Below are 26,211 nucleotides of genomic sequence, written 5' to 3' on the forward strand. Positions count from 1 at the left end.
ATTTAAAGTTGCACAAGCATCCGTGCGAGGAGCCGCTACATGGGCGCAACCAACAGGTTAGCCTGCTATTCCGATCCCGCTGATCACTATTCTCATCGGGTGCGCCTGGTTCTGGCCGAGAAGGGCGTCAGCGTGCAGTTGATCGATGTCGATCCCGCCCGCCTGCCGCCGAAGCTGGCCGAGGTCAACCCTTATGGCAGCGTGCCGACCTTGGTCGACCGTGACCTGGCGTTGTATGAATCGACCGTGGTGATGGAATACCTCGAGGAGCGTTACCCGCACCCGCCGCTGATGCCGGTATACCCGGTTGCGCGTGGCAACAGCCGCCTGCTGATGCACCGCATCCAGCGCGACTGGTGTGCCTTGGCCGATACCGTGCTTGACCCGCGTAGCAGTGAAGCTGCCCGAACCGAAGCGCGCAAGGCCTTGCGCGAAAGCCTGACCGGGGTCTCGCCGTTGTTTGGCGAGTTCGCCTGCTTCATGAGTGATGAGCAAAGCCTGGTCGATTGCTGTCTATTGCCCATACTCTGGCGTTTGCCGGTGTTGGGTATCGAATTGCCGCGGCAAGCCAAGCCGCTGCTGGATTACATGGAGCGCCAGTTCGCCCGCGAGCCTTTTCAGGCGAGCCTGTCCTCCGTAGAACGTGAAATGCGCAAGCTTTAAGGAGCCGTTGATGAACTCCAGTCGCCCCTATCTGGTTCGAGCACTGTACGAGTGGATCGTCGACAACGATTGCACGCCCCATATGCTGGTCAATGCCGAATTCCCGAAAGTTCAGGTGCCGGATGGTTTCGCCAGTGATGGCCAGATCGTCTTGAATATCTCGCCAAGCGCCGTGCGTAGCCTGCACATGGACAATGACGCAGTCAGCTTCGAGGGCCGCTTCAGTGGCGTGGCTCACTCGCTGTTCGTGCCGGTTGGTGCAATCCTGGGTATCTACGCCCGCGAAAATGGCCAGGGTATGGTCTTCGAGCTGGAGCCGTCTTCGATGGATGGCGACGAGCTGGAAGACGATGATGTGCAGCCGGATGACGATGGCCCGCCAGACGATGGAGGGCAGCCGCCGCGTCCGACTGGCCGGCCAAGCCTGAAAGTGGTCAAGTAACAAAAAAGGCGATCCAGATGGATCGCCTTTTTGTTTGGCCTGTCCAGGCAATCACTGAGTCAATCGATGTACTCGAACAGCTTGACGATCTTCTGCACGCCCGACACGCCCTGTACCACGGCAGTGGCCGAGTTGGCTTCTTGACGGGTGACCAGACCCAGCAGGTAGACGATACCGTTTTCGGTAATCACCTTGATGCGCGAGCTGGGCACGGCGTTGTCAGTCAGCATCTGGGTCTTGATCTTGGTGGTCAGCCAGGCGTCGTTGTTCCGCGCCAGAATGGAAGAGGGCTGCATCACCTGCAGCTCATTGTGTACTTTCTTGACCCGTTGGACCTGGCTGGCGGTTTGCTCCGCGAGGCTCTTGAGGTCGGCGCGTGGGGTCTGCCCGGCCAGCAGGACGATACCGTTGTAGCTGCTGACAACGATGTGCGAGCCCTTGTCCAGGTCTGGGTTGGCTTTGGAAATGTTCACGGCAGCCTTGGTCTCGATCAGCGAGTCGTCGATCTTGCTGCCGATGGTGCGCGTGCCGCGATCGTCCTCGATCGGCGAATTGCGGGTAGAGGTGAGTACCGAGCTGCAACCAGTGACGCTCAGGCACAGGGTCAGGGCCATCAGGCCGAGGCGCATAGGGGTCATTCTTCACTCCCGAACAGTTGGCTGTCGATCAGATCGCACAGGCAGTGGATCGCCAGCAGGTGGACTTCCTGGATACGCGCGGTAACTGTCGAAGGCACGCGGATTTCCACGTCCTCGGGCAGCAGCAGCGAAGCCATGCCGCCGCCATCGCGACCCGTCAATGCTACGACAATCATTTCACGGTCATGTGCGGCCTGGATTGCCTGGATTACGTTGGCCGAATTGCCGCTGGTGGAGATCGCCAGCAGAACGTCACCGGGCTGGCCCAGGGCGCGGATCTGCTTGGAAAAGACTTCGTTGTAGCTGTAGTCGTTGGCGATCGAGGTCAGGGTCGAGCTGTCGGTGGTCAGCGCGATGGCTGGCAGGCTGGGACGCTCGCGCTCGAAGCGGTTGAGCAGCTCCGATGAAAAGTGCTGGGCATCGCCGGCCGAGCCGCCGTTGCCGCAGGCGAGCATCTTGCCCTCGTTGAGCAACGCATTGACCATGACCAGACTGGCCTGCTCGATGTGCGGTGCCAGGATGTCCATTGCCTGTTGCTTGGTTTCGATGCTGGCCTCGAACAGCCGGCGAATTCGGGATTGCATGTCCATCTGGTGACCTTAAATGGGGCGGTGGCCTTTGCTACGCGCAACAACGACCAGCCCGCGATACATAGAGCAAAAAAAACGAAGTGGGTTCAGCATTCGAAGGCGTTTTTCAGCCATTGAAGCGGTCTGCCTGCATGGTGGCTACCCTGCAGGGCGACTACGTCGAAGCGGCAGGGGTGGTTGCCCCAGTGGGCCTCCTTCTGCAGGAACAGGCTGGCGGCAAGCACCAACCGTTTCTGCTTGCGCCCGTCGATACTGTCGAGGGCGCCTCCGAAGCCCGCGTGCAACCGGTAGCGGACTTCGACGAATACTACTGTATCGGCGTCGAGCATGACCAGATCAAGCTCGCCGCCTTTGCATCGCCAGTTGCGCGCCAGCAACTGCAGCCCTTGCCCCTGAAGGTACTCAAGGGCTTGGGTTTCTGCCGCTTGCCCGGCACGGGTAGGCGATGCTGCGGCCATCAGCGCGCGGTGTCAGGCAGGCGCTTGACCTGGCCGCCGGTGAACTCGGCCCATGGCAGCTGGCGCTCGACGCGCTGGTTGGCATTGATGCTCAGGCTGCCGGAAAGGCCCAGGATGCGGTTGTCTGGTAGCGCTTTCAGCTGGCCCAGGCGCGGCGCCAGGCTGTAGGCGTCGACGCCCATGGCATACAGGCGGCCGAGGCTGCCAGCGGCTTGCGGCCACTGCTGTACAACCTGTTGACGCAGGCTGTTGCTGGTGTCGAGCAGCCACGGTGTTTCGCAGAAGCGGATGCCGTTCATGTCATTGTACTGGTTGATGTCACCGCTGGCGCTGTACAGGTTCGAGGTGGCATAGACCGGCACATCACCGGCGTACTGGAAGTTCAGGGTCGGCTTGATCTGCTGCGCCTGTTGTGGGGTCGAGGCGAGGAAGATGAAGTCGATGTCCTGGCGGCGCGACGGTTGTGCAGCGATGCTGCCGCCCACCGTGCTTTGCAGGCTCTTGGCGCGGCCTTCGCTCTGGCGCAGCTGGAACAGGTCGGCAATCTGCTGGGCGAGGGCGACCGGTTGGGCGATGCGCTGGGCGGCGAGCAGGGTTCCGCCATTGCCTTCCCAGTCCTGGCGGAAGGCGGCCAGGACACGGTCACCCCATTCGCCGCTCGGCACCAGGGCTACGGCGCGGACCATGCCATCGGCGCGGGCGCGGCGGGCCACTTCACGGGCTTCGTCTTCGGCCGCCAGGCCGAACTGGAACAGTTGTGGCGGCGCCTTCTGGCCAGCGTCGGCGTAGTTCAGGGCCAGCGTGGTGATCGGCAGCTGTGGTTTGGCGGCCAGTTGTTTGACCAATGGTTTTTCAAGCGGGCCGATGACCAGTTGCACGCCGGCGGCTTGCGCCTGGCGATAGAAGTCGTCCAGCGAGCCGATACGCGAGCTGTCGAACACCTGCACCGCAGGCGCTGGCTGGCCGCTTTGCTGGGCCTGGAAGTGGGCGGCCATGAAGCCATCGCGCAGGGCGCGGGCTACACCGGCCAGTGGGCCTTCCTGAGGCAGCAGCAGGGCGATCTTGGTCAGCGGCTGGCTGGCCAGTTCCTTGAGTTTGGTCAGGGCCAGCGGCAGTTGCTGGGCGGCAGGGTGGTCCGGGTGCTGTTTGACCCAGGCTTCGATGGCCGCTTGCTGCTGCTCCAGGGTGCCAGCGCTTTTCACGGCGAAGGCCAGGCTGGTCCAGCCAGCCAGGGTCTGATCGTTGGTTGGCTGCTGCAGTTGCTCTGCAGGCAGCGAGGCGACCAAGGCCCAGATGGCGTCATTGTTGGTGCTGGCGGCCTGGCCGCCAAGCAGCGGGGCCAGGAGAGTGCGCTCCTGTGCGGCAGCCAGGGCCTGGCCGTCGGCTTCGAGCGCGGCGGCGTGCACGCTGTAGGTGCGCACTTGCTGTTCTGTCGGCAGCTCGGCAAGGCGCTGCAGGCTCGGGTGGGCCAGGGCGGTCAGCGCTGCTTTGGGCTGGTTGCGGCTCATGGCCAGTTCCGCCGCGAGGGTGCTGGCGAACACTTGCTGGGCCGGCTTGAGCGTGTCCAGCGGGACCTGCTCGAGAATGCGTGCGGCGCGTGGGAAGTCCTTCTGCTTGTAGGCCAGGTCGGCCGCGCTCAGGCGCAGCAGGGCGGCGTCTTCTGCAGACTTGCTGGAAGCGGCCTTTTCGAGCAGTTGCTCGATGCTGGCATCCGGGGTGCGTGGCAGTTCCCCCAGGCTGGATGAGGGCGAGCTGGCGCAGGCTGCCAGCAGGGCGGCGAGGCAGAGGGCTGTGAGCAGCCGCAGGCAAGCGATCATGTAAAGGTCCTGTTACTCGATCAAGTTGGCCGGCAATTGTACCCAAGCACTGGCCGGGGCGCGATGTTGCTGTGTCGATCCTTCACTATAGGCGGCGTGTTCCTGATCGCCGGCGAGTTTCTTTGCGCCCTGTTGCAGGCGCTCGGGCTACAATGGCGCCTTTGATCCGAATGACAGGTGTGCGCAGTGACTGATGTGGCAGGGGCTTCGAAATCCGCGGTGGGGACGCTGTATGTGGTGGCAACCCCCATCGGCAACCTCGACGACATGAGCGCTCGGGCGCTGAAGGTGCTGGCGGATGTGGCGCTGATCGCCGCCGAAGACACCCGTCATTCGATCCGCCTGCTGCAACACTTTGGCATTGATACGCCGTTGGCCGCTTGTCATGAGCACAACGAGCGTGACGAGGGCGGGCGTTTTCTCTCCAAGCTGCTGGCGGGTGAAAATGTGGCGCTCGTCTCTGATGCCGGCACGCCTCTGATTTCCGACCCGGGCTACCACTTGGTGCGTCAGGCGCGGGTCGCGGGGGTGAGCGTGGTGCCGGTGCCGGGCGCCTGTGCCTTGATCGCCGCGCTATCGGCGGCAGGCCTGCCATCGGACCGCTTCATCTTCGAAGGCTTCCTGCCGGCCAAGCAGGCAGGGCGCCGGGCGCGCCTGGAGCAGGTGAGGGAAGAACCGCGCACGTTGATCTTCTATGAAGCCCCGCATCGCATCCTGGAGTGTCTTGAAGACATGGAGGCGGTATTTGGTGGCGATCGTCCTGCGTTGCTGGCGCGCGAACTGACCAAGACCTTCGAGACCCTCAAGGGTTTGCCGCTGGCTGAGTTGCGTGCGTTCGTAGCCGGCGACAGCAATCAGCAGCGCGGTGAGTGCGTGGTGCTGGTCGGCGGTTGGAGTGCGCCGGAAGGCGAGCAGGCCATCAGTGCCGAAGCACAGCGCGTGCTCGACCTGCTGTTGGCTGAGTTGCCACTGAAGCGGGCGGCGGCGCTTGCAGCGGAAATTACCGGGGTGCGCAAGAACCTCTTGTATCAACTTGCCCTGGAAAAGCAGAAAGCCGGGTAGTGGCATTTTGATATAAATGTCGGTGGCGCTTGTTCTTGCGCGCGCGTGCCGGTAACCTTGGCGGCGGAGAGTCGATCGGACAGTCGCTGCCTGTTTTTGTTCCGCAACTTTTTGTTGTGTGAGCAGCAGGGGGAGGAAAGTCCGGGCTCCAAAGGGCAGAGTGCCAGGTAACGCCTGGGAGGCGTGAGCCTACGGAAAGTGCCACAGAAAATAACCGCCTAAGCACTTCGGTGCCGGTAAGGGTGAAAAGGTGCGGTAAGAGCGCACCGCACGGCTGGCAACAGTTCGTGGCTAGGTAAACCCCACTCGGAGCAAGACCAAATAGGGTTCCATCAGGCGTGGCCCGCGTCGGAACCGGGTAGGTTGCTAGAGGCGTCCAGTGATGGCCGTCGTAGAGGAATGACTGTCCTCGACAAAACCCGGCTTACAGATCGACTCTCCACCTTTCTTTCCCTGCTTGAATCGATAGCAGATCCTCTCTGGTAATACCGAAAAAATCTTACTCTTAATAAATTACTTTAACTTCGAACTCCATTCGTTTGCGTGGGTTTGATTTTTCTCGTGTTTTTCTCTCGCTGGCAGTCCTTCCACATTCCGTTGTTGCGCTAAATCTCGGTCCTGTAAGGCTTTTCCTTATGAACGTGCCTTGACGGTGCTGCGGGCGGATTCCTATAGTGTGCGCAAGTGGCAGAAAGTGGGATGAAGTGGGTTTTCTGACACAAAAAAGCTAACATTGTGGGGAATCACAGCCGTGTTCCGCGGAGCCAACGCCGTCAGCCTCGATGCAAAGGGCCGTCTCGCCATGCCGAGCCGGTACCGTGACGAGCTCGACTCACGTTGCAATGGTCAACTGATCGTGACCATTGACGCCGTAGACCCCTGCTTGTGTGTTTATCCCTTCGATGAGTGGGAACAGATAGAAGCCAAGTTGCGTGCCTTGCCATCGTTGCGTGAGGAAAACCGCCGCCTGCAGCGTTTGCTGATCGGTAATGCGGTTGACCTGGAGCTCGATGGCAGCGGGCGTTTCCTGGTGCCGCCCCGCCTGCGTGAGTACGCCAAGCTCGACAAGAAGGCGATGCTGGTGGGGCAACTGAACAAATTCCAGCTGTGGGATGAAGATGCCTGGAACGCGGTTTCGGCAGCTGACCTTGCAGCTATTCAACAACCGGGCGCCATGCCCGACGAATTGCGTGACCTGATCCTGTGACCATAGATAGCGGCTTCAACCACATTACCGTCCTGCTCGACGAAGCTGTCGAGGCATTGGCCCTGCGCGCCGACGGTTGCTATCTGGACGGCACTTTCGGCCGTGGCGGACACAGCCGTCTGATTCTCAGCAAGCTCGGGCCGCAAGGGCGGCTCTTGGGCTTCGACAAAGATCCACAGGCGATTGCCACGGGGCAAGCGCTGGCGGCCGAAGACGGCCGCTTTGTCATTGTGCAGCGCAGTTTTGCCGAGCTGGGTGCGGAAGTCGCAGCGCGCGGCCTGCACGGCAAGGTCAGTGGTGTGTTGCTGGACCTGGGCGTGTCCTCGCCGCAGCTGGATGACCCAGAGCGTGGCTTCAGCTTCCTCAATGATGGCCCGCTGGACATGCGCATGAACCCGGACCAGGGCATCAGTGCCGCCGAGTTCATCGCCACTGCGCCCGTGGAAGAAATCGCCCGCGTCTTCAAGGAGTACGGCGAAGAACGCTTTGCCGGGCGCATGGCGCGTGCCGTGGTCGAGCGCCGTGAAAAACAGCCCTTCACCCGTACCGCCGACCTGGCGGAGGTGCTCAAAGTGGCCAACCCGGCATGGGAAAAGGGCAAGAACCCGGCTACCCGTGCCTTCCAGGGCCTTCGCATTCACGTCAACAACGAACTGGGCGACCTGGAGGCCGGCCTTGAGGCTGCGCTCGATGCGCTCGAAGTCGGTGGTCGCTTGGCGGTGATCAGTTTCCACTCGCTGGAAGATCGTATCGTCAAACTGTTCATGCGCAAGCTGGTGAAGGGTGAGGCTGACAATCTGCCGCGCAACCTGCCGGTTCAGCACAAGGTCTTCGAGCCGAAAATCAAGCTCATTGGCAAGGCTCAGTTCGCCTCCGAGGCTGAGCTCAAGGCCAACCCGCGGTCGCGTAGCGCCGTGATGCGCGTGGCGGAGAAGCTGCGGTGAGCAGGCTACTTGCCAAACCCTTGCCAGGCGGAAGCTTCCTGATGCTTCTGCTGTTTGTCGGCGTGCTGGTTTCGGCCATTGCCGTGTCCTACAGTGCGCACTGGAACCGTCAACTGCTCAACACCTTGTACGGTGAATTGAACGAGCGCGACAAGGCTCAGGCCGAATGGGGCCGGCTGATTCTTGAGCAGAGTACCTGGACTGCTGCCAGCCGCATCGAGAGCCTGGCCTCCGAGCAGTTGAAGATGCGCGTGCCATCAGCTGACGAAGTCCGGATGGTGGCGCCATGATGAAGCTCGAAGGCGCACTCTACCCGTGGCGCTTCCGCGTAGTGATCGGCTTGCTGGCGATCATGGTCGGCGCCATTTGCTGGCGCATCATCGACCTCCAGGTGGTTGACCGTGACTTCCTCAAGGGCCAGGGCGATGCACGCAGCCTGCGTCACATCCCCATCCCGGCGCACCGCGGCTTGATTACCGACCGCAACGGTGAGCCGTTGGCCGTGAGTACCCCGGTCACCACCTTGTGGGCCAACCCCAAAGAGATGCAGGCCTCTAAGGAGCGCTGGCCGCAATTGGCCGCTGCGCTGGGGCAAAACCCGCAGCAGTTGATTGAGCGCCTGACCCAGCAGGCCAACAAAGAGTTCATCTACCTGGTCCGGGGGCTGACCCCCGAGCAGGGCCAGCACGTGCTCGACCTTAAAGTGCCTGGTGTGTACGGCCTGGAAGAATTCCGCCGCTTCTATCCGGCCGGTGATGTGACTGCACACATGGTCGGCTTTACCGACCTCGACGACCACGGTCGTGAAGGGGTGGAGCTGGCCTATGACGAGTGGCTGGCCGGTGTGCCCGGCAAGCGCCAGGTGATCAAGGACCGGCGCGGCCGGCTGATCAAGGACATTCAGGTAACCAAGAACGCCAAGGCCGGGAAGACCTTGGCGTTGTCGATAGACCTGCGCCTGCAATACCTGGCTACCCGCGAGCTGCGCAATGCCATTGCCGAACAGGACGCCAAGGCCGGCAGCCTGGTGATCATGGACGTCAAGACCGGTGAGGTCCTGGCCATGGTCAACCAGCCGACCTACAACCCCAACAACCGCCGTAGCATGTTCCCGGCGGCCATGCGTAACCGGGCGATCATCGACGTGTTCGAGCCGGGCTCCACGGTCAAGCCGATCTCCATGAGTGCGGCGTTGCAGAGCGGCCGCTGGAAGCCTACCGACAAGGTCGAGGTGTACCCCGGCAGCCTGCAGATCGGTCGCTACACCATCAAGGACGTGTCGCGCAGCGAGGGCCCGATTCTTGATTTGACCGGCATCCTGATCAACTCCAGTAACGTTGGCATGAGCAAGATCGCGTTCGACATCGGCGGCGAGGCCATCTACCGGGTCATGTCCCAGGTCGGCCTGGGCCAGTACACCGGCCTTGGCTTCCCGGGTGAGCGTGTCGGCAACCTGCCCAACCACCGTGAGTGGCGCAAGGCCGAGACCGCAACCCTGTCCTATGGCTACGGCGTATCGGTGACTGCCCTGCAGCTGGTGCATGCCTACGCGGCGCTGGCCAACGACGGCAAGATGGTGCCGCTGTCGATCATCAAGGTCGACAAGGCGCCGGAAGCCGTGCAGGCCATTCCGAAGGATGTCGCCGAAACCGTTCAAGGCATGCTGCAGCAGGTGATCGAAGCGCCGCGCGGCGTCTTCCGTGCCCAGGTGCCGTTCTATCACGTGGCCGGCAAGTCCGGCACCGCGCGTAAGGCCACCGTGGGTGCCAAGGGATACACCGAAAACGCCTACCGCTCGCTGTTCGCCGGCTTCGGGCCAATGAGCGACCCGCGCTACGCCATCGTTGTGGTCATCGACGAGCCGGGCAAGGGCGGCTACTTCGGTGGTCTGGTATCGGCGCCTGTATTCAGCAAGGTCATGTCCGGCACCCTGCGCCTGATGAACGTGCCGCCAGACAACCTGCCGCCACCTGCACCTGCACCCGCCGTGCAATCGCAAGTCAATGCAGCAGCCGCCAAGGGAGGGCGTGGATGATGACAATGCCATTAAGCAAACTTTTCGCCCACGCCAGCCGTGATCCATTGATTCGTGAGCTGACCCTGGACAGCCGTAATGTGCGCCCGGGTGACTTGTTCCTGGCGGTGCCGGGTGCCAAGGTCGATGGCCGCGAGCATATCGCCGATGCCCTGGCCCGTGGCGCTGCCGCCGTGGCCTACGAAGAGCAGGGTGCCAACGTGCTGCCGCTGACCGATGCGCCCCTGATTCCGGTCAAAGGCCTGATCGCTCAGCTGTCAGATATCGCCGGGCGCTTCTACGGTGAACCGAGCCGCCAGTTGAATCTGGTCGGCGTGACCGGCACCAACGGCAAGACAAGCGTGACCCAACTGGTAGCCCAGGCGCTCGACCTGCTTGGCCAGCGCTGCGGTCTGATTGGCACCCTGGGGACCGGTTTCTACGGCGAGTTGCAGAGCGGCCGCCTGACCACGCCCGACCCGATTGCCGTGCAATCGACCCTCAACGACCTCAAGAAAGGCGGCGCCAAGGCCGTGGCCATGGAAGTGTCTTCCCATGCCCTGGAGCAAGGCCGGGTTGCCGCACTGGAATTCGACATCGCGGTGATGACCAACCTGTCCCGCGACCACCTCGACTATCACGGCAGCATGGAAGCCTATGAGGCCGCCAAGGCCAAGCTGTTCGCCTGGACGAGCCTGCGTTGCCAGGTGGTCAACCTGGATGACGACTTTGGTCGTCGTCTGGCGGCCGACTTCGAGCGTCGCCCGAGTGTCGACCATATCGAAACCCGGCTGCTGAGCTACAGCCTGGAAAACCCGGAAGCCTCGCTGTTCTGCCGCGAAGCCGTATTCAGTGACGATGGCGTGCGCGCCACCCTCGTCACCGCCCAAGGTGAGCGTATCTTGCGCAGCCAACTGCTGGGTCGCTTCAACCTGAGCAACATGCTTGCCGCTGTGGCGACCCTGCTGGCGCTGGACTATGCGCTGGACGAGATCCTCAAGGTCACGCCGCAACTGCAGGGGCCGGTAGGCCGCATGCAGCGCCTGGGTGGCGGCGACAAGCCGCTGGTGGTGGTCGACTATGCACACACGCCGGATGCACTTGAAAAAGTACTCGAGGCCCTGCGCCCGCACGCTCATGGCAAGCTGTTGTGCCTGTTCGGCTGCGGCGGGGACCGTGATCGCGGCAAGCGCCCGCTGATGGCCGAAGTGGCCGAGCGCCTGGCCGACCGCGTACTGGTCACCGACGACAACCCGCGTACTGAAGATCCGTCGCGCATCTTCGATGACATTCGCCCCGGTTTCACCAGGCCTGACGACGTCGAGTTCATCGCCGGGCGTGGCGAAGCCATTGCGCACCTGATTGCCACCGCCGCAGCCAACGATGTGATCGTGCTGGCCGGCAAGGGGCACGAGGATTACCAGGAGATCAATGGCGAGCGCCATGATTTCTCCGATTTGACCGAAGCCGAAAAGGCACTTGCAGCCTGGGAGGCTCCACATGCTTAAGCCGTTGTCACTCAGCCAGCTGACCACAGCACTGAAGGGTCAGCACATCGGTGGCGACGCCACGTTCACCGGCGTCAGCATCGATAGCCGCAGTGTCAGCGCCGGGCAACTGTTCGTCGCCCTGGCCGGCCCGCGTTTCGATGGTCATGACTACCTGGCGGATGTGAAAGCCAAAGGCGCAGTGGCTGCCCTGGTCGAGCGTGAAGTGGCCGGTGTCGACCTGCCGCAGTTGCTGGTCAAGGATTGCCGGGTAGCACTGGGTCAGCTCGGCGCCCTGAACCGCGCGGCTTTCGACAAACCTGTAGTGGCCATTACCGGTTCCAGCGGCAAGACCACGGTCAAGGAAATGCTCGCCAGCATCCTGCGTACCCGTGGCCTGGTGCACGCTACCCGCGGCAACTTGAACAATGACCTCGGTGCGCCGCTGACACTGCTGGAGATCGCACCGGAGCACAGCGCAGCAGTGATCGAGCTGGGCGCTTCGCGCATTGGCGAAATCCGCTACACCGTGGGCCTGACGCAACCGCAGGTGGTCATCATCAACAATGCCGGTACTGCCCACGTTGGTGAATTCGGCGGCCCGGACAAGATCGTCGAAGCCAAGGGCGAGATTCTCGAAGGCCTGGGCGAAGGCGGTATTGCCATTCTCAACCTGGACGACAAAGCCTTTGATATCTGGAAGGCGCGTGCCGGTGCGCACAAGGTTGTCAGTTTCGCACGCAGCAACCCGAAGGCCGATTTCCACGCGTCAGACATTGGTCGCGATGCCCGTGGCTGCCCGTCCTTCACCCTGCATGGCGCCGGTGAAACGGTAGACGTGCAACTCAATGTGCTGGGTGAACACAACGTCAGCAATGCCTTGGCCGCCGCCGCCGCTGCACATGCCGTTGGTCTGAGCCTGAGCGGTATCGCCGCCGGCCTGGCTGCGGTGCAACCGGTCAAGGGGCGGACCGTGGCGCAGATCGCGCTGAACGGGGTACGGGTAATCGACGACAGTTACAACGCAAATCCCACCTCTATGTGCGCAGCCATTGATATACTCGCCGGCTTTTCCGGACGCACCGTTCTGGTGCTTGGGGATATCGGCGAATTGGGGCAATGGGCGGAAGAAGGCCACCGTCAGGTGGGTGACTACGCGCGTGGCAAGGTCGACGCCCTGTACGCAGTGGGTTCCAACATGACACATGCGGTCAAGGCGTTCGGCGCCAATGGCCGCCATTTCGCGACTCAAGCTGAGCTGATCGATGCAGTTAGCGCCGAGAATGCCAGTGACACCACTATCTTGATCAAGGGCTCGCGCAGCGCTGCGATGGAAAACGTCGTGGCGGCATTGTGCGGTGCCAGCGGGGAGAAACATTAATGCTGCTGCTGTTGGCCGAGTATCTGCAACAGTTCCACAAAGGCTTTGCGGTCTTTCAGTACCTGTCCCTGCGCGGGATTCTTGGCGTACTGACCGCATTGTCCCTGGCGCTGTGGCTGGGCCCCTGGATGATCCGTACCCTGCAAATTCGCCAAATCGGCCAGGCCGTGCGTAACGACGGCCCGCAATCGCACCTGTCCAAGTCCGGCACCCCGACCATGGGTGGTGCGCTGATCCTGTCGGCCATCGCCGTCAGCACCTTGCTGTGGGCCGACCTGAGCAACCGCTATGTTTGGGTTGTGCTGATCGTCACCCTGGCGTTCGGTGCCATTGGCTGGGTCGATGACTACCGCAAGGTGATCGAAAAGAACTCGCGTGGCCTTCCGAGCCGCTGGAAGTACTTCTGGCAGTCGGTGTTCGGCCTGGCGGCGGCGGTGTTCCTGTACAAAACGGCGCCAACCAGCGTCGAGACCACGCTGATCCTGCCGTTCATCAAGGATGTCACCATTCCGCTGGGCGTCGGCTTCGTCGTACTGACCTACTTCGTCATTGTCGGCTCGAGCAACGCGGTCAACCTCACCGATGGCCTTGACGGCCTGGCAATCATGCCGACGGTGATGGTCGGCGGCGCGCTGGGCATCTTCTGCTACCTGTCGGGTAACGTGAAGTTCGCCGAGTACCTGCTGATCCCCTACGTGCCGGGCTCGGGCGAGCTGATCGTGTTCTGCGGCGCGCTGATCGGTGCCGGCCTGGGCTTCCTGTGGTTCAACACATACCCGGCGCAAGTGTTCATGGGTGACGTCGGCGCGCTGGCGCTGGGCGCCGCGCTGGGCACCATCGCCGTCATCGTGCGCCAGGAAATCGTGCTGTTCATCATGGGCGGCATCTTCGTGGTGGAAACCCTGTCGGTGGTCATCCAGGTCGCCTCGTTCAAGCTGACCGGCAAGCGCGTGTTCCGCATGGCGCCGATCCACCACCACTTTGAACTCAAGGGCTGGCCAGAGCCCCGGGTGATCGTCCGATTCTGGATCATCACCGTGATCCTGGTACTGATTGGCCTTGCAACCCTGAAACTGAGGTAGATGAGCGTGTCTTTGATCGCTTCCGACCAATTCCGCATCGTTGTCGGCCTCGGCAAGAGCGGCATGTCCCTGGTTCGCTTCCTGGCGAGCCGGGGCATTGCCTTTGCGGTCGCCGATACCCGCGAGCAACCGCCGGAACTGGAAACCCTGCGCCGTGATTACCCGCAGGTGGAAGTGCGCTGTGGTGAACTGGATGTGGACTTCCTGTGCCGCGCCAACGAGTTGTACGTGAGCCCCGGTCTGGCCTTGGCCACGCCGGCCTTGCAGCAGGCGGCCGCGCGTGGCGTGAAGCTGTCTGGCGACATAGAGCTGTTTGCTCGCCATGCCAAGGCGCCGATCATTGCCATCAGCGGTTCCAACGCCAAGAGCACCGTCACGACGCTGGTCGGTGAAATGGCCGCCAAGGCCGGCAAACGCGTGGCCGTGGGCGGTAACCTCGGTACCCCGGCGCTCGACCTGCTGGCCGATGACATCGAGCTGTACGTGCTGGAGCTTTCCAGCTTCCAGCTGGAAACCACTGACCAGCTCAACGCCGAAGTGGCGACTGTTCTGAACATCAGCGAAGACCACATGGACCGCTATAGCGGCCTTCCGGCCTACCACCTGGCCAAGCACCGGATTTTCCGCGGTGCCCGCCAGGTGGTGGTCAACCGCCAGGACGCCCTGAGCCGGCCGCTGCCGGTGGAAGGCCGACCATGCTGGACCTTCGGCCTCAACTCGCCCGACTTCAAAGCGTTTGGCCTGCGTGAAGTGGACGGTGAAAAATACCTGGCGTTCGAGTTCCAGACGCTGATGCCGGCGCGTGAACTGAAGGTTCGCGGTGCTCACAACCAGAGCAACGCCCTGGCGGCGCTGGCCCTGGGGCATGCTGCCGGCCTGCCGTTCGAGCCCATGCTCGCGGCCCTGCGCGAGTTCGGTGGCCTGGCCCACCGGTGCCAGTGGGTACGCGAGCGTAATGGCGTGAACTGGTACGACGATTCCAAGGCCACCAACGTCGGTGCTGCCCTGGCCGCCATCGAAGGCCTGGGCGCCGATATCGAAGGCAAGTTGGTGCTGATCGCCGGTGGTGACGGCAAAGGTGCTGAATTCACTGCGCTGCGCGAGCCGGTCAAGCGTTTCTGCCGCGCCGTGGTATTGCTCGGCCGTGATGCCGAGCGCCTGGCCGAGGCCTTGGGCGATGCCGTGCCACTGGTTCGAGTCAAGACGCTTGACGATGCCGTACAGCAGTGTGCCGAACTGGCCCAGGCCGGCGATGCCGTGCTGCTGTCGCCAGCATGCGCCAGCCTCGACATGTTCAAGAACTTCGAGGAACGGGGGCGTCTGTTCGCCCAGGCAGCGGGAGGTCTTGCATGATCTTCGGCATCTTCAAACCCTACCCGTCGCCGCTGATCAGCGGCCGTGGCGTCGACCTGGACTTCCCGATGCTCGCCGGTTGCCTGGCCTTGCTGGGTCTGGGCCTGGTGATGATCACTTCGGCCTCCTCGGAAGTGGCTGCTGTACAGTCCGGCAACCCGCTGTATCACATGTTCCGCCACCTGGTGTACGTGTTCCTTGGCCTGGTGGCCTGTGGTGCAACCATGCTGGTGCCAATCGCCACCTGGCAGCGCATGGGCTTCATGATGCTGCTTGGCGCCTTCGGCCTGCTGGTACTGGTCCTGGTGCCGGGTATCGGCCGTGAGGTTAACGGCTCCATGCGCTGGATCGGTTTCAGCTTCTTCAACGTGCAGCCTTCGGAAATCGCCAAGGTGTTCGTGGTTATTTACCTGGCCGGCTACCTGGTACGCCGACAGACCGAGGTGCGCGAAACCTGGATGGGCTTCTTCAAGCCGTTCATCGTACTGCTGCCCATGGCCGCCTTGCTGCTGATGGAACCGGACTTCGGCGCCACGGTGGTGATGATGGGCGCGGCGGCGGCCATGTTGTTTTTGGGAGGGGTGGGGCTGTTCCGCTTCAGCCTGATGGTGGTGCTGGCGGTGCTGGCGGTATTTGTTCTGGTTCAGGCGCAGCCCTACCGGATGGCGCGCCTTATTACGTTCACCGACCCCTGGGCCGATCAGTTCGGCTCCGGCTACCAGCTGACCCAGGCACTGATCGCCTTCGGCCGTGGCGAGTGGCTGGGCGTTGGCCTGGGCAACAGCGTGCAGAAGCAGTTCTACCTGCCTGAAGCGCACACCGACTTCGTGTTCTCGGTTCTGGCGGAAGAACTGGGCGTGGTCGGCTCGCTGCTGACCGTCGCGCTGTTTGTGTTCGTCACCGTGCGCGCCCTGTACATCGGCCTGTGGGCCGAGAAGGCCAAACAGTTCTTTGCCGCCTACATGGCGTTCGGCCTGGCTTTCCTGTGGATTGGCCAGTTCCTGATCAACATCGGTGTGAACGTCGGCCTGCTGCCGACCAAGGGCCTGACCCTGCCGTTTCTCAGTTACGGGGGGAGCTCGCTGGTGATCTGCTGCGCCTGCGTAGGCCTGTTGCTGCGCATCGAGTGGGAAAGTCGCACGCATCTGGGCAGTGAGGAGCACGAATTCAGCGAAAGCGATTTTGCCGAGGAGACCAGTCATGGCCGCTGAAGGCAAAAATGTATTGATCATGGCCGGCGGCACCGGGGGGCACGTATTCCCGGCGCTGGCCTGCGCCCGTGAGTTCCAGAAGCGCGGTTACAGCGTGCACTGGTTGGGCACCCCGCGTGGCATCGAGAACGAGTTGGTGCCACAGGCAGGTTTGCCATTGCATCTGATTCAGGTCAGCGGCTTGCGCGGCAAGGGCAAGCTGTCGTTGCTCAAGGCGCCTTTCACGTTGGTCAAGGCCGTGCTGCAGGCACGGCGCATCATTCGCCAGCTCAAGCCCGTATGTGTCCTGGGCTTTGGCGGCTATGTGACCGGCCCCGGCGGCGTGGCTGCGCGGCTGTGCGGCGTGCCACTGGTGATCCATGAGCAGAACGCCAGGGCAGGTACCGCCAATCGGTTGCTGGTGCCACTCTCGGCGCGGGTCTGCGAAGCTTTCCCGAACACCTTCGAGGCCAGCGACAAGCGTCGCACCACTGGCAACCCGGTGCGCCCGGAACTCTTCATGGACGCGCAACGCGTGCCCTTGGGCGAGCGCCGCGCACGCCTGTTGGTGCTCGGTGGCAGCCTGGGTGCGGAACCATTGAACAAATTGTTGCCTAAGGCCCTGTCTGAAGTGCCCGCGGCGCTGCGGCCAGAGGTGTTCCACCAGGCTGGCAAGCAGCACGCACCGATCACCGCCGAGCGTTATCACGAGGTGGGCGTCGAGGCTCAGGTAGAGCCCTTCATCAACGACATGGCTCAAGCCTATGGCTGGGCCGACCTGGTGGTGTGCCGAGCCGGTGCCCTGACTGTCAGCGAGCTGGCGGCAGCAGGCCTGCCTTCGATGCTGGTGCCTTTGCCCCACGCGATCGACGATCACCAGACCCACAACGCCCAATATCTGGCCCGCGAAGGCGCTGCCTTCCTGATGCCACAAGCGACAACTGGCGCAGCGCAACTCGCTGAACGCCTGAACGAGGTGCTGATGCAACCCGAGAAACTCAACGTCATGGCTGGCACCGCACGGCGCCTGGCCAAACCTGCTGCAACCAGCACCGTGGTCGATATCTGCCTGGAGGTGGCCCATGGTTGAGAGCCAGAAAGCCATGCCCCAGCCGAAGATGGGCCGTATTCGCCGCATTCACTTCGTCGGCATCGGCGGCGTGGGCATGTGCGGTATTGCCGAAGTGTTGCTGAACCTGGGCTATGAAGTGTCCGGTTCGGACCTTAAAGCCTCGCCGGTGACCGAGCGCCTGGAGTCCTTTGGCGCTGAGATCTTCGTCGGCCACCGCGCCGAGAACGCTGCCACCGCCGATGTGTTGGTGGTGTCCAGCGCCATCAACCCGGCCAACCCGGAAGTTGCCACCGCACTGGAGCGGCGCATTCCGGTGGTGCCGCGTGCCGAGATGCTCGCCGAGCTGATGCGTTACCGCCATGGCGTGGCCGTTGCCGGTACTCACGGCAAGACCACCACGACCAGCCTGCTGGCTTCAGTGTTCGCCGCCGGTGGCCTGGACCCAACCTTCGTTATCGGTGGCCGTCTTACCGCTGCCGGTACCAATGCGCAGCTGGGCACCAGCCGCTACCTGATCGCTGAAGCAGACGAAAGCGATGCCAGCTTCCTGCACCTGCAGCCGATGGTCGCGGTTGTCACCAACATCGACGCCGACCACATGGCGACCTACGAAGGTGACTTCAACAAGCTGAAGAAAACCTTCGTCGAGTTCCTGCACAACCTGCCGTTCTATGGGCTGGCGGTGATGTGCCTGGACGACCCGGTGGTTCGCGAGATCCTGCCGCAGGTGAAGCGCCCGACCGTGACCTACGGCTTCAGCGAAGAGGCCGACATCCGCGCCATCAATGTGCGTCAGCAGGGCATGCAGACCCACTTCACCGTGCTGCGCCGTGATCGCGAGCCGTTGGAGGTTTCGGTGAACATGCCCGGCAACCACAACGTGCTCAACGCCCTGGCGACCATCGCCATCGCCACTGACGAAGGCATTACTGACGAGGCCATCGTCCAGGGCCTGTCCGGCTTCCAGGGTGTCGGTCGTCGCTTCCAGGTATACGGCGAGCTGCCGGTCGAAGGCGGCAGTGTGATGCTGGTCGACGACTACGGTCATCACCCCACCGAAGTGGCGGCGGTGATCAAGGCTGTGCGCGGTGGCTGGCCAAGCCGCCGCCTGGTGATCGTCTACCAGCCGCACCGCTACAGCCGCACCCGCGACCTGTACGACGATTTCGTCCAGGTGCTGGGCGATGCCAACGTGCTGCTGCTGATGGAGGTCTACCCGGCCGGCGAAGAGCCGATCCCCGGTGCCGACAGCCGTCAGCTGTGCCACAGCATCCGCCAGCGCGGCAAGCTGGACCCGATCTACATCGAGCGCGGCGTCGAGCTGGCACCGCTGGTCAAGCCACTGCTGCGCGCTGGCGACATTTTGATCTGTCAGGGTGCCGGTGATGTCGGCGGCCTGGCCCCGCAGTTGATGAAAAGCCCGCTGTTCGCAGGCGCCAAGCAGGAGAAGTCGAAATGACCAGCGCCTACGACAAGCTGCAGTCGACCCTGGACGTCAAGGCGTTCGGCCGCGTCGCCGTGCTGTACGGTGGCAAGAGCGCCGAGCGTGAGGTGTCGCTGAAATCTGGCGCCGCAGTGATCGATGCGCTGAGCACTGCCGGCGTCGACGTGGTTGGCATCGACGTCGGTGACGACCTGCTCGCACGCCTGCAGAGCGAGAAGATTGACCGCGCCTTCATCATCCTCCACGGCCGTGGCGGTGAAGACGGGAGCATGCAAGGTTTGCTGGAGTGCCTGGGCATCCCCTACACCGGCAGCGGCATCCTGGCTTCGGCGCTGGCGATGGACAAGCTGCGCACCAAGCAGGTGTGGCAGAGCCTGGGCATTCCCACGCCACGCCACGCGGTGCTGGCGAGCGAAAGCGATTGTTTGCAGGCCAGTACGGAACTGGGCTTCCCGCTTATCGTCAAACCCGCCCATGAAGGCTCTAGCATCGGCATGGCCAAGGTGAACAGCGCCCAGGAACTGGTCGCCGCCTGGCAGGACGCCGCCAAATACGATTCCCAGGTACTGGTGGAGCAGTGGATCCACGGTCCGGAGTTCACCATCGCGGTACTGCGCGGCCAGGTGCTGCCGCCGATCGCCCTGGGTACGCCGCACGTGTTCTACGACTACGACGCCAAGTACATCGCCAACGATACCCAGTACCGCATCCCGTGCGGGCTGGATAGCGTCAAGGAACAGGAACTGATCGACCTGACTGCGCGCGCCTGCGATGCCATTGGCATCGAAGGCTGGGGGCGGTTGGACGTGATGCAGGACGAGCAGGGCCAGTTCTGGCTGCTCGAAGTCAACACCGCACCAGGCATGACAGATCATAGCCTGGTGCCCATGGCGGCCCGCGCGGCTGGCCTGGACTTCCAGCAACTGGTGCTGGCAATCCTGGCCGAAAGCGTGGCGACGCGAGGTTAATAACCATGCAAGGCGCGATGATACGTCAGCAGCAACCCGTTACCGGCCGTAGCAAGCCGGTGCCGCGTGGTGCCAGCCGGCTGGTGGCCGACGAGCCCGTATCGGCGCGCCTGCCCCGGCCAAGCCTGGGCGGCCTCAAGCGCTTGCTGTGGCCGGTGTTGCTGGTGGCGGCCGGCTTTGGTGCCTACGAGGGCGCCATTCGCCTGATGCCGTACGCCGACCGCCCGATCACCAAGATCGATGTGCAGGGCGACCTCAGCTACATCAGCCAGCAGTCGGTGCAGCAGCGTATCGCGCCCTACGTGGCGGCGAGCTTCTTCAGCGTCGACCTGCCGGCGATGCGCGCCGAGCTCGAGCAGATGCCGTGGATCGCACACGCCGAAGTGCGCCGGGTGTGGCCCGACGAGGTGGTGATCCGCCTTGAAGAGCAGCTGCCGGTGGCACGCTGGGGGGACGCAGCCCTGCTCAACAACCAGGGTCAGGCTTTCACCCCGCGCGAGCTGGCCAACTATGAGCACCTGCCGCAGCTGGCCGGGCCGCAGCGTGCTCAGCAACAAGTCATGCAGCAGTATCAGGTATTGAGCCAGATGCTGCGCCCCCTGGGCTTTTCCATCGCTCGCCTGGAGCTGCGCGAGCGAGGCAGCTGGTTCCTGACCACCGGTGCGAGCAGTGCCGGGCCAGGCATCGAGTTGCTGCTGGGGCGCGATCATCTGGTGGAGAAGATGCGCCGTTTCATTGCCATTTACGACAAGACACTCAAAGACCAGATCACCACTATCGCCCGCATTGATCTGCGTTATTCCAACGGACTTGCCGTTGGTTGGCGGGAACCGATTGCACCGACGACGGCCCAACCCGCCGTTGCGAAGAATTAGAGAGAGGCAGGACCATGGCAAACGCGCATAGCGGCAAAATGATCGTCGGGCTGGACATTGGCACCTCCAAGGTGGTGGCGCTGGTGGGCGAAGTGGGCGAAGACGGCACCCTGGAAATCGTCGGGATCGGCACCCATCCGTCCCGTGGCCTGAAAAAAGGCGTGGTGGTGAACATCGAGTCCACCGTGCAGTCGATCCAGCGCGCCGTGGAAGAGGCGCAGCTGATGGCCGGCTGCCGTATCCACTCGGCGTTCGTCGGTGTGGCCGGTAATCACATCCGCAGCCTGAACTCCCACGGCATCGTTGCCATCCGTGACCGCGAGGTCAGCCTGGCCGACCTGGAGCGCGTACTCGACGCCGCCCAGGCCGTGGCGATTCCGGCCGACCAGCGCGTGCTGCACACCTTGCCGCAGGACTATGTGATCGACAACCAGGAAGGCGTGCGCGAGCCGCTGGGCATGTCTGGCGTGCGTCTGGAAGCCAAGGTTCACGTGGTCACTTGCGCCGTCAACGCCGCCCAGAACATCGAGAAGTGTGTGCGCCGCTGCGGCCTGGAAATCGACGACATCATCCTCGAACAGCTGGCTTCGGCCTATTCGGTGCTGACCGATGATGAAAAAGAACTGGGCGTGTGCCTGGTGGACATCGGTGGCGGCACCACCGACATCGCCATCTTCACCGAGGGCGCCATCCGCCACACGGCGGTCATCCCGATTGCAGGCGACCAAGTGACCAACGACATCGCCATGGCCCTGCGGACCCCGACCCAGTACGCCGAAGAAATCAAGATCCGCTACGCCTGTGCCTTGGCCAAACTGGCTGGCGCTGGCGAGACCATCAAGGTGCCAAGCGTGGGCGATCGCCCACCGCGCGAGCTGTCGCGCCAGGCCCTGGCCGAGGTGGTGGAGCCACGTTACGACGAGCTCTTTACCCTGATCCAGGCCGAACTGCGCCGCAGCGGCTACGAAGACCTGGTGCCCGCCGGCATCGTCCTCACTGGCGGCACCGCGAAGATGGAAGGCGCCGTGGAACTGGCCGAGGAAATCTTCCACATGCCGGTACGCCTGGGCGTGCCGCACAGCGTTCGGGGGCTGAGCGACGTGGTGCGCAACCCGATCTATTCCACCGGTGTGGGCTTGCTCACCTACGGCCTGCTGAAGCAGTCCGAGGATTTGGCCCTGACCGGTAACAGCAACAGCAGCAGCAACAGCTATGGCGATGAACCGAAGGCCCCAGTGCTTGAACGCTTCAAGAAGTGGGTCCAGGGCAACTTCTAAGTTTCAAAGCAGTAGTGGTAGGCGCAACAACTAGAGAACTGTAAGGAGAGGGAAAATGTTCGAGCTCGTAGACAACGTCCCGCAAAGTCCGGTCATCAAAGTGATCGGCGTTGGTGGTGGTGGCGGCAACGCCGTCAATCACATGGTCAAGAGCAGCATCGAAGGCGTGGAATTCATCTGCGCCAACACCGATGCCCAGGCGCTGAAAAACATTGGCGCGCGCACCATCCTGCAATTGGGCACGGGTGTGACCAAGGGCCTGGGTGCCGGTGCCAATCCGGAAGTCGGCCGTCAGGCCGCGCTGGAAGACCGTGAGCGCATCGCTGAAGTGCTGCAGGGCACCAACATGGTGTTCATCACCACCGGCATGGGTGGCGGCACCGGTACCGGTGCAGCGCCAATCATTGCCGAAGTGGCCAAGGAAATGGGTATCCTCACCGTTGCAGTGGTGACCCGTCCGTTCCCGTTCGAAGGCCGCAAGCGCATGCAGATCGCCGATGAAGGCATCCGCATGCTGGCTGAAAGCGTCGACTCGTTGATCACCATCCCCAACGAGAAGCTGCTGACCATCCTGGGCAAGGATGCCAGCCTGCTGTCTGCCTTCGCCAAGGCTGACGATGTACTGGCCGGTGCCGTACGCGGTATCTCCGACATCATCAAGCGCCCAGGCATGATCAACGTCGACTTCGCCGACGTGCGCACCGTGATGGGTGAAATGGGCATGGCCATGATGGGTACTGGCTGCGCCAGCGGCCCGAACCGTGCACGTGAAGCCACCGAGGCAGCTATCCGTAACCCGCTGCTGGAAGACGTCAACCTGCAGGGCGCCCGCGGTATCCTGGTGAACATCACCGCAGGCCCGGACCTGTCGCTGGGTGAGTACTCCGACGTGGGTAGCATCATCGAAGCCTTCGCCTCCGACCACGCGATGGTCAAGGTCGGCACCGTGATCGACCCGGACATGCGTGACGAACTGCACGTGACCGTGGTGGCCACTGGTCTGGGCGCACGCATCGAGAAGCCTGTGAAGGTGGTCGACAATACCCTGCAGACTGCCCAGCAGGCGTACGAAGCGTCCAATCCTGCGCCGGTGCGCCAGGAGCAGCCAGCGGTCAACTACCGTGACCTGGAGCGTCCGACCGTCATGCGCAACCAGGCGCATGCAGGTGCTGCCGCAGCCGCTAAACTGAACCCTCAGGATGACCTGGACTACCTCGATATCCCGGCATTCCTGCGTCGTCAGGCTGATTAATGGAATTTATCAGGGGTATAAAGGTGATTGGTATTCATCAAAGGTTGGGTCTGTTATCATCCCCAGCCTTTGTTGATACCTGTTCGCAATTTGCGCTGAAGCGGCCAATGCCATGATTAAACAACGCACCCTGAAGAATACCATCCGTGCCACAGGTGTCGGTCTGCACTCCGGGGAGAAGGTTTACCTGACCCTCAAGCCTGCACCTGTTGACACCGGCATCGTCTTCCGCCGCGCCGACCTCGACCCTGTGGTCGAGATCCCTGCGCGTGCGGCCAACGTCGGCGAGACAACCATGTCGACGACGTTGGTCAACGGTGACGTCAAGGTCGATACGGTCGAGCACCTGCTCTCCGCCATGGCGGGCCTGGGCATCGATAACGCCTACGTCGAGCTCTCCGCCTCGGAAGTGCCGATCATGGATGGCAGCGCCGGTCCTTTTGTATTCCTGATTCAGTCTGCCGGCCTGGAAGAACAGGACGCAGCCAAGAAGTTCATCCGCATCCTGCGTGAGGTAACCGTGGAAGAGGGCGACAAGCGCGCCACGTTCCTGCCTTTCGAAGGTTTCAAGGTGAGCTTCGAGATCGATTTCGATCACCCGGTGCTTCGCAACCGGACCCAGAGCGCCAGCGTCGACTTTTCCAGCACGTCGTTCGTGAAGGAAGTCAGCCGCGCGCGTACTTTTGGCTTCATGCGTGACATCGAGTACCTGCGCAAGCACAACCTTGCGTTGGGTGGCAGTGTCGAGAACGCCATCGTGGTCGATGAGGACGGCGTGCTCAACGAAGACGGCCTTCGTTACGAAGACGAATTCGTCAAGCACAAGATCCTCGACGCCATCGGCGATCTGTACCTGCTGGGCAACAGCCTGATCGGCGAGTTCAAGGGCTTCAAGTCCGGCCACGCGCTGAACAACCAGCTGTTGCGCAAGCTGATTGCTGAAACCGATGCCTGGGAAGTGGTCACTTTCGAAGATGCCAGCACGGCACCGATCTCGTACATGCGCCCTGTTGCGGCCGTGTAAGTTCGAACACTCTCTAGTTCATTAAGGCCACCTTCGGGTGGCCTTTTTTATGGTGCGCCAGGCATGGCGCGTTGCGCGATAGCGCAACCAGCTTGGCTGTGGTGGCCTCGCTGGTGACTTGGGGGTGAAAGTCCTCTACACACCCGGCAAGGGGAAGTGTTAGCCAGAGGCAAGGGTGTCGTGGGCGACTACGAATCTGAAGGAAGCCCGAGGCAAAATGCTGGCCTGACGAACAGGAAGCGGATCAGGCGGCGCAGCGGGGCAAGACGGCCATAATCGTCAAAGCCCAATACTTGCACGGAACGCTGCGACGTAAATCCGACAGGCATAAGCAGGAAGGTCACGCGAATTACCCTGGGAGATCTGTACGCTTGCCTTGGTGCTACCGAGCGTCGAGAGGCGACGGGATGAGCGTGCAGAAGTCAGCCGAGGCCGTAGTAAGTGGCGGTTAACCGCGTCACCAAGGGCCGAACAGGTTATGCCGCCAGTAGGCGTCACTGTCTCGTTGGTAGCCGCAATGCAGAAATTTCCTAAAACGGAATCTGTCACTCCGAATCCCGGCCAGAAGCCGAGGATGATGCCTGACAGCGCAAAGGTATCGACGGCGTCATCGGCGTGGACGAACGCAGAGCCGGACACGCTGATGGAGCGGGTGCTCGCACCGGCCAACCTCAGACGTGCGTATAAGCGCGTAGTCAGCAATAAGGGAGCGCCGGGTGCCGATGGCATGACGGTCGCCGACCTTGCAGGCTATGTGAATCAGTATTGGCCAATCCTCAAAGGCAGATTGCTGGCCGGTGAATACCATCCCCAAGCCGTACGTGCGGTTGAAATTCTCAAGCCGCAGGGCGGCACGCGGCAACTGGGAATTCCCAGCGTCGTGGATCGCCTGATCCAGCAGGCATTGCTGCAACAACTCACGCCATTCTTCGATCCTTTGTTCTCGGATTTTAGCTACGGCTTCCGTCCGGGCAGGAGCGCGCATCAAGCTGTCGAGATGGCCCGTGCCCATGTGGCATCGGGGCACCGGTGGTGCGTGGAAGTCGATCTGGAGAAGTTTTTTGATCGGGTCAACCACGACATCCTCATGGCCTGTATCGAGCGCCGGGTCAAAGATAAGTGCGTACTTAGGCTTATCCGTCGCTACCTTGAAGCGGGAGTCATGTCAGGCGGTGTCGTCAGTCCACGGCAGGAAGGGACGCCGCAAGGCGGCCCGCTCTCGCCGCTGCTGTCGAATATCCTGCTCGATGAATTTGACCGCGAACTGGAGCGGCGGGGCCATCGCTTCGTGCGCTATGCCGATGACGCGAACATTTATGTGCGCAGTCCTCGGGCTGGCGAACGGGTACTGGCTAGTGTCGAGCGCTTCCTGAGTCAACGTTTGAAACTGACGGTGAATCAGAAGAAGAGTCGAGTCGCGAGAGCCTGGAAGTGTGATTACTTGGGTTATGGGATGAGCTGGCATCAGCAGCCAAGGTTGCGGGTGGCAACGGTGAGCCTGAGTCGCCTGCGCGACCGGCTCGCAGAGCTGCTATGCGGCGCGCGGGGCCGCAAGATGGCAAACACCATCGAGCGGATAAACCCCGTACTACGAGGTTGGGCGGGTTACTTCAAGCTCAGCCAGAGCAAGCGGCCACTTGAGGAGCTGGATGGCTGGATCAGGCACAAACTCCGCTGTGCCATTTGGCGCCAATGGAAACAGCCCTCTACGAGGGCGCGCAACCTGATGCGTCTGGGCTTAAGCGAGGAGCGTGCCTGTAAATCGGCCTATAACGGCCGAGGCCCATGGTGGAACTCGGGGGCGCCACATATGAATCAGGCGCTGCCGAAGAAACTATGGGATCGACTCGGACTGGTCTCGATACTGGATACGATCAACCGGCTTAGCCGCATAGCTTGAACCGCCGTGTACGGAACCGTACGCACGGTGGTGTGAGAGGACGGCGGGTGTGAACCCGCCTCCTACTCAAT

At 62.4% G+C, this 26,211-nt stretch carries 24 protein-coding genes and 1 other RNA gene; 21 read left to right on the forward strand and 4 right to left on the reverse strand.

Translation table 11 applies throughout. The features are described from left to right. Positions 1–39 precede the first annotated feature (39 nt). Positions 40–663 (forward strand): glutathione S-transferase N-terminal domain-containing protein, encoded by a 624-nt coding sequence (locus tag ACTJJN_RS12795; RefSeq protein ID WP_003251828.1) that lies wholly within the window; start codon positions 40–42, stop codon positions 661–663. A 10-nt stretch (positions 664–673) separates the two neighbouring features. Continuing rightward, entirely contained in the window at positions 674–1,105 is a 432-nt protein-coding gene (locus ACTJJN_RS12800; RefSeq protein ID WP_003251830.1) for a ClpXP protease specificity-enhancing factor, read from the forward strand. 59 nt (positions 1,106–1,164) lie between these two features. Here the strand turns inward: ACTJJN_RS12800 and ACTJJN_RS12805 are convergent, their stop codons facing one another. The 4 genes from ACTJJN_RS12805 to ACTJJN_RS12820 form a co-directional block, all read right to left on the reverse strand. Beyond that, entirely contained in the window at positions 1,165–1,743 is a 579-nt protein-coding gene (locus ACTJJN_RS12805; RefSeq protein WP_003251832.1) for a BON domain-containing protein, read from the reverse strand. Beyond that, positions 1,740–2,333: a phosphoheptose isomerase gene (locus ACTJJN_RS12810; protein ID WP_012053657.1), complete on the reverse strand. Its 594-nt coding sequence runs from the start codon at positions 2,331–2,333 to the stop codon at positions 1,740–1,742. The genes ACTJJN_RS12805 and ACTJJN_RS12810 overlap by 4 nt, the downstream gene beginning before the upstream one ends. Before the next feature lie 86 nt (positions 2,334–2,419). Next, positions 2,420–2,791, reverse strand: a complete 372-nt coding sequence (locus ACTJJN_RS12815) for a YraN family protein (RefSeq protein WP_012053656.1) — start codon at positions 2,789–2,791, stop codon at positions 2,420–2,422. After that, positions 2,791–4,608: a penicillin-binding protein activator gene (locus ACTJJN_RS12820; RefSeq protein WP_192907691.1), complete on the reverse strand. Its 1,818-nt coding sequence runs from the start codon at positions 4,606–4,608 to the stop codon at positions 2,791–2,793. Before ACTJJN_RS12820 ends, ACTJJN_RS12815 begins: the two co-directional genes overlap by 1 nt. 186 nt (positions 4,609–4,794) lie before the next feature. Here ACTJJN_RS12820 and rsmI point away from each other — a divergent pair, with 186 nt between their 5' ends. The 19 genes from rsmI (at position 4,795) to ltrA (ending at position 26,140) form a co-directional block, all read left to right on the forward strand. Beyond that, positions 4,795–5,670: a 16S rRNA (cytidine(1402)-2'-O)-methyltransferase gene (rsmI, locus tag ACTJJN_RS12825; RefSeq protein ID WP_440781305.1), complete on the forward strand. Its 876-nt coding sequence runs from the start codon at positions 4,795–4,797 to the stop codon at positions 5,668–5,670. 67 nt (positions 5,671–5,737) lie between these two features. Further along, positions 5,738–6,113: RNase P RNA component class A (gene rnpB / locus ACTJJN_RS12830), an RNA gene on the forward strand. A gap of 308 nt (positions 6,114–6,421) precedes the next feature. After that, complete coding sequence (gene mraZ, locus ACTJJN_RS12835) at positions 6,422–6,877, forward strand: division/cell wall cluster transcriptional repressor MraZ (protein WP_440781306.1); 456 nt, start codon at positions 6,422–6,424, stop codon at positions 6,875–6,877. Continuing rightward, positions 6,874–7,821 (forward strand): 16S rRNA (cytosine(1402)-N(4))-methyltransferase RsmH, encoded by a 948-nt coding sequence (gene rsmH, locus ACTJJN_RS12840; protein ID WP_003251843.1) that lies wholly within the window; start codon positions 6,874–6,876, stop codon positions 7,819–7,821. The genes mraZ and rsmH overlap by 4 nt, the downstream gene beginning before the upstream one ends. After that, positions 7,818–8,111: a cell division protein FtsL gene (gene ftsL / locus ACTJJN_RS12845; protein WP_003251845.1), complete on the forward strand. Its 294-nt coding sequence runs from the start codon at positions 7,818–7,820 to the stop codon at positions 8,109–8,111. Before rsmH ends, ftsL begins: the two co-directional genes overlap by 4 nt. Further along, positions 8,111–9,856: a peptidoglycan D,D-transpeptidase FtsI family protein gene (locus tag ACTJJN_RS12850; protein WP_161775025.1), complete on the forward strand. Its 1,746-nt coding sequence runs from the start codon at positions 8,111–8,113 to the stop codon at positions 9,854–9,856. The genes ftsL and ACTJJN_RS12850 overlap by 1 nt, the downstream gene beginning before the upstream one ends. After that, complete coding sequence (locus ACTJJN_RS12855) at positions 9,853–11,343, forward strand: UDP-N-acetylmuramoyl-L-alanyl-D-glutamate--2,6-diaminopimelate ligase (RefSeq protein ID WP_440781307.1); 1,491 nt, start codon at positions 9,853–9,855, stop codon at positions 11,341–11,343. Before ACTJJN_RS12850 ends, ACTJJN_RS12855 begins: the two co-directional genes overlap by 4 nt. Further along, entirely contained in the window at positions 11,336–12,703 is a 1,368-nt protein-coding gene (locus tag ACTJJN_RS12860) for a UDP-N-acetylmuramoyl-tripeptide--D-alanyl-D-alanine ligase (RefSeq protein ID WP_440781308.1), read from the forward strand. The genes ACTJJN_RS12855 and ACTJJN_RS12860 overlap by 8 nt, the downstream gene beginning before the upstream one ends. Continuing rightward, positions 12,703–13,785, forward strand: coding sequence for a phospho-N-acetylmuramoyl-pentapeptide-transferase (gene mraY / locus ACTJJN_RS12865; protein WP_003251852.1), 1,083 nt, complete (start codon positions 12,703–12,705; stop codon positions 13,783–13,785). The genes ACTJJN_RS12860 and mraY overlap by 1 nt, the downstream gene beginning before the upstream one ends. Before the next feature lie 6 nt (positions 13,786–13,791). Further along, positions 13,792–15,138, forward strand: coding sequence for a UDP-N-acetylmuramoyl-L-alanine--D-glutamate ligase (gene murD / locus ACTJJN_RS12870; protein WP_003251854.1), 1,347 nt, complete (start codon positions 13,792–13,794; stop codon positions 15,136–15,138). Further along, positions 15,135–16,349 carry a putative lipid II flippase FtsW gene (gene ftsW, locus ACTJJN_RS12875; protein WP_003251856.1) on the forward strand — a complete coding sequence of 405 codons (1,215 nt, stop codon included), beginning with the start codon at positions 15,135–15,137 and terminating at the stop codon, positions 16,347–16,349. The genes murD and ftsW overlap by 4 nt, the downstream gene beginning before the upstream one ends. Beyond that, the gene (murG, locus tag ACTJJN_RS12880; RefSeq protein ID WP_003251858.1) at positions 16,339–17,418 is read left to right on the forward strand and encodes an undecaprenyldiphospho-muramoylpentapeptide beta-N-acetylglucosaminyltransferase; all 1,080 of its coding nucleotides are present in this window, start codon (positions 16,339–16,341) and stop codon (positions 17,416–17,418) included. The genes ftsW and murG overlap by 11 nt, the downstream gene beginning before the upstream one ends. Beyond that, on the forward strand, positions 17,411–18,859 hold the full coding sequence (gene murC / locus ACTJJN_RS12885; protein WP_003251860.1) for a UDP-N-acetylmuramate--L-alanine ligase: 1,449 nt from the start codon (positions 17,411–17,413) through the stop codon (positions 18,857–18,859). Before murG ends, murC begins: the two co-directional genes overlap by 8 nt. Next, entirely contained in the window at positions 18,856–19,812 is a 957-nt protein-coding gene (locus ACTJJN_RS12890; protein ID WP_003251863.1) for a D-alanine--D-alanine ligase, read from the forward strand. The genes murC and ACTJJN_RS12890 overlap by 4 nt, the downstream gene beginning before the upstream one ends. A 5-nt stretch (positions 19,813–19,817) precedes the next feature. Next, positions 19,818–20,687, forward strand: coding sequence for a cell division protein FtsQ/DivIB (locus ACTJJN_RS12895; protein WP_003251865.1), 870 nt, complete (start codon positions 19,818–19,820; stop codon positions 20,685–20,687). 14 nt (positions 20,688–20,701) lie between these two features. Further along, positions 20,702–21,964, forward strand: a complete 1,263-nt coding sequence (gene ftsA, locus ACTJJN_RS12900) for a cell division protein FtsA (protein ID WP_003251867.1) — start codon at positions 20,702–20,704, stop codon at positions 21,962–21,964. A gap of 55 nt (positions 21,965–22,019) precedes the next feature. Continuing rightward, positions 22,020–23,216 carry a cell division protein FtsZ gene (ftsZ, locus tag ACTJJN_RS12905; RefSeq protein WP_003251871.1) on the forward strand — a complete coding sequence of 399 codons (1,197 nt, stop codon included), beginning with the start codon at positions 22,020–22,022 and terminating at the stop codon, positions 23,214–23,216. Between the two features lie 112 nt (positions 23,217–23,328). Further along, positions 23,329–24,240: a UDP-3-O-acyl-N-acetylglucosamine deacetylase gene (gene lpxC / locus ACTJJN_RS12910; RefSeq protein ID WP_003251873.1), complete on the forward strand. Its 912-nt coding sequence runs from the start codon at positions 23,329–23,331 to the stop codon at positions 24,238–24,240. 478 nt (positions 24,241–24,718) lie between these two features. Then, positions 24,719–26,140: a group II intron reverse transcriptase/maturase gene (ltrA, locus tag ACTJJN_RS12915; protein ID WP_221101214.1), complete on the forward strand. Its 1,422-nt coding sequence runs from the start codon at positions 24,719–24,721 to the stop codon at positions 26,138–26,140. Positions 26,141–26,211: the final 71 nt, after the last annotated feature.

The sequence above is a fragment of the Pseudomonas sp. 22515 genome (assembly GCF_052044625.1).
In the GTDB taxonomy this organism is placed as follows: Bacteria; Pseudomonadota; Gammaproteobacteria; order Pseudomonadales; family Pseudomonadaceae; genus Aquipseudomonas; species Aquipseudomonas alloputida.

Coding starts and splice junctions, on each gene's coding strand:
- murG (WP_003251858.1), top strand. CDS start 16,339: ATGGCCGCTGAAGGCAAAAATGTATTGATCATGGCCGGCGGCACCGGG.
- ACTJJN_RS12805 (WP_003251832.1), bottom strand. CDS start 1,743: ATGACCCCTATGCGCCTCGGCCTGATGGCCCTGACCCTGTGCCTGAGC.
- ACTJJN_RS12850 (WP_161775025.1), top strand. CDS start 8,111: ATGAAGCTCGAAGGCGCACTCTACCCGTGGCGCTTCCGCGTAGTGATC.
- ltrA (WP_221101214.1), top strand. CDS start 24,719: ATGCCGCCAGTAGGCGTCACTGTCTCGTTGGTAGCCGCAATGCAGAAA.
- ACTJJN_RS12860 (WP_440781308.1), top strand. CDS start 11,336: ATGCTTAAGCCGTTGTCACTCAGCCAGCTGACCACAGCACTGAAGGGT.
- lpxC (WP_003251873.1), top strand. CDS start 23,329: ATGATTAAACAACGCACCCTGAAGAATACCATCCGTGCCACAGGTGTC.
- ACTJJN_RS12890 (WP_003251863.1), top strand. CDS start 18,856: ATGACCAGCGCCTACGACAAGCTGCAGTCGACCCTGGACGTCAAGGCG.
- ftsW (WP_003251856.1), top strand. CDS start 15,135: ATGATCTTCGGCATCTTCAAACCCTACCCGTCGCCGCTGATCAGCGGC.
- ACTJJN_RS12800 (WP_003251830.1), top strand. CDS start 674: ATGAACTCCAGTCGCCCCTATCTGGTTCGAGCACTGTACGAGTGGATC.
- ftsA (WP_003251867.1), top strand. CDS start 20,702: ATGGCAAACGCGCATAGCGGCAAAATGATCGTCGGGCTGGACATTGGC.
- mraY (WP_003251852.1), top strand. CDS start 12,703: ATGCTGCTGCTGTTGGCCGAGTATCTGCAACAGTTCCACAAAGGCTTT.
- ACTJJN_RS12820 (WP_192907691.1), bottom strand. CDS start 4,608: ATGATCGCTTGCCTGCGGCTGCTCACAGCCCTCTGCCTCGCCGCCCTG.
- murC (WP_003251860.1), top strand. CDS start 17,411: ATGGTTGAGAGCCAGAAAGCCATGCCCCAGCCGAAGATGGGCCGTATT.
- ACTJJN_RS12795 (WP_003251828.1), top strand. CDS start 40: ATGGGCGCAACCAACAGGTTAGCCTGCTATTCCGATCCCGCTGATCAC.
- ACTJJN_RS12855 (WP_440781307.1), top strand. CDS start 9,853: ATGATGACAATGCCATTAAGCAAACTTTTCGCCCACGCCAGCCGTGAT.
- ftsZ (WP_003251871.1), top strand. CDS start 22,020: ATGTTCGAGCTCGTAGACAACGTCCCGCAAAGTCCGGTCATCAAAGTG.
- ACTJJN_RS12810 (WP_012053657.1), bottom strand. CDS start 2,333: ATGGACATGCAATCCCGAATTCGCCGGCTGTTCGAGGCCAGCATCGAA.
- ACTJJN_RS12815 (WP_012053656.1), bottom strand. CDS start 2,791: ATGGCCGCAGCATCGCCTACCCGTGCCGGGCAAGCGGCAGAAACCCAA.
- ACTJJN_RS12895 (WP_003251865.1), top strand. CDS start 19,818: ATGCAAGGCGCGATGATACGTCAGCAGCAACCCGTTACCGGCCGTAGC.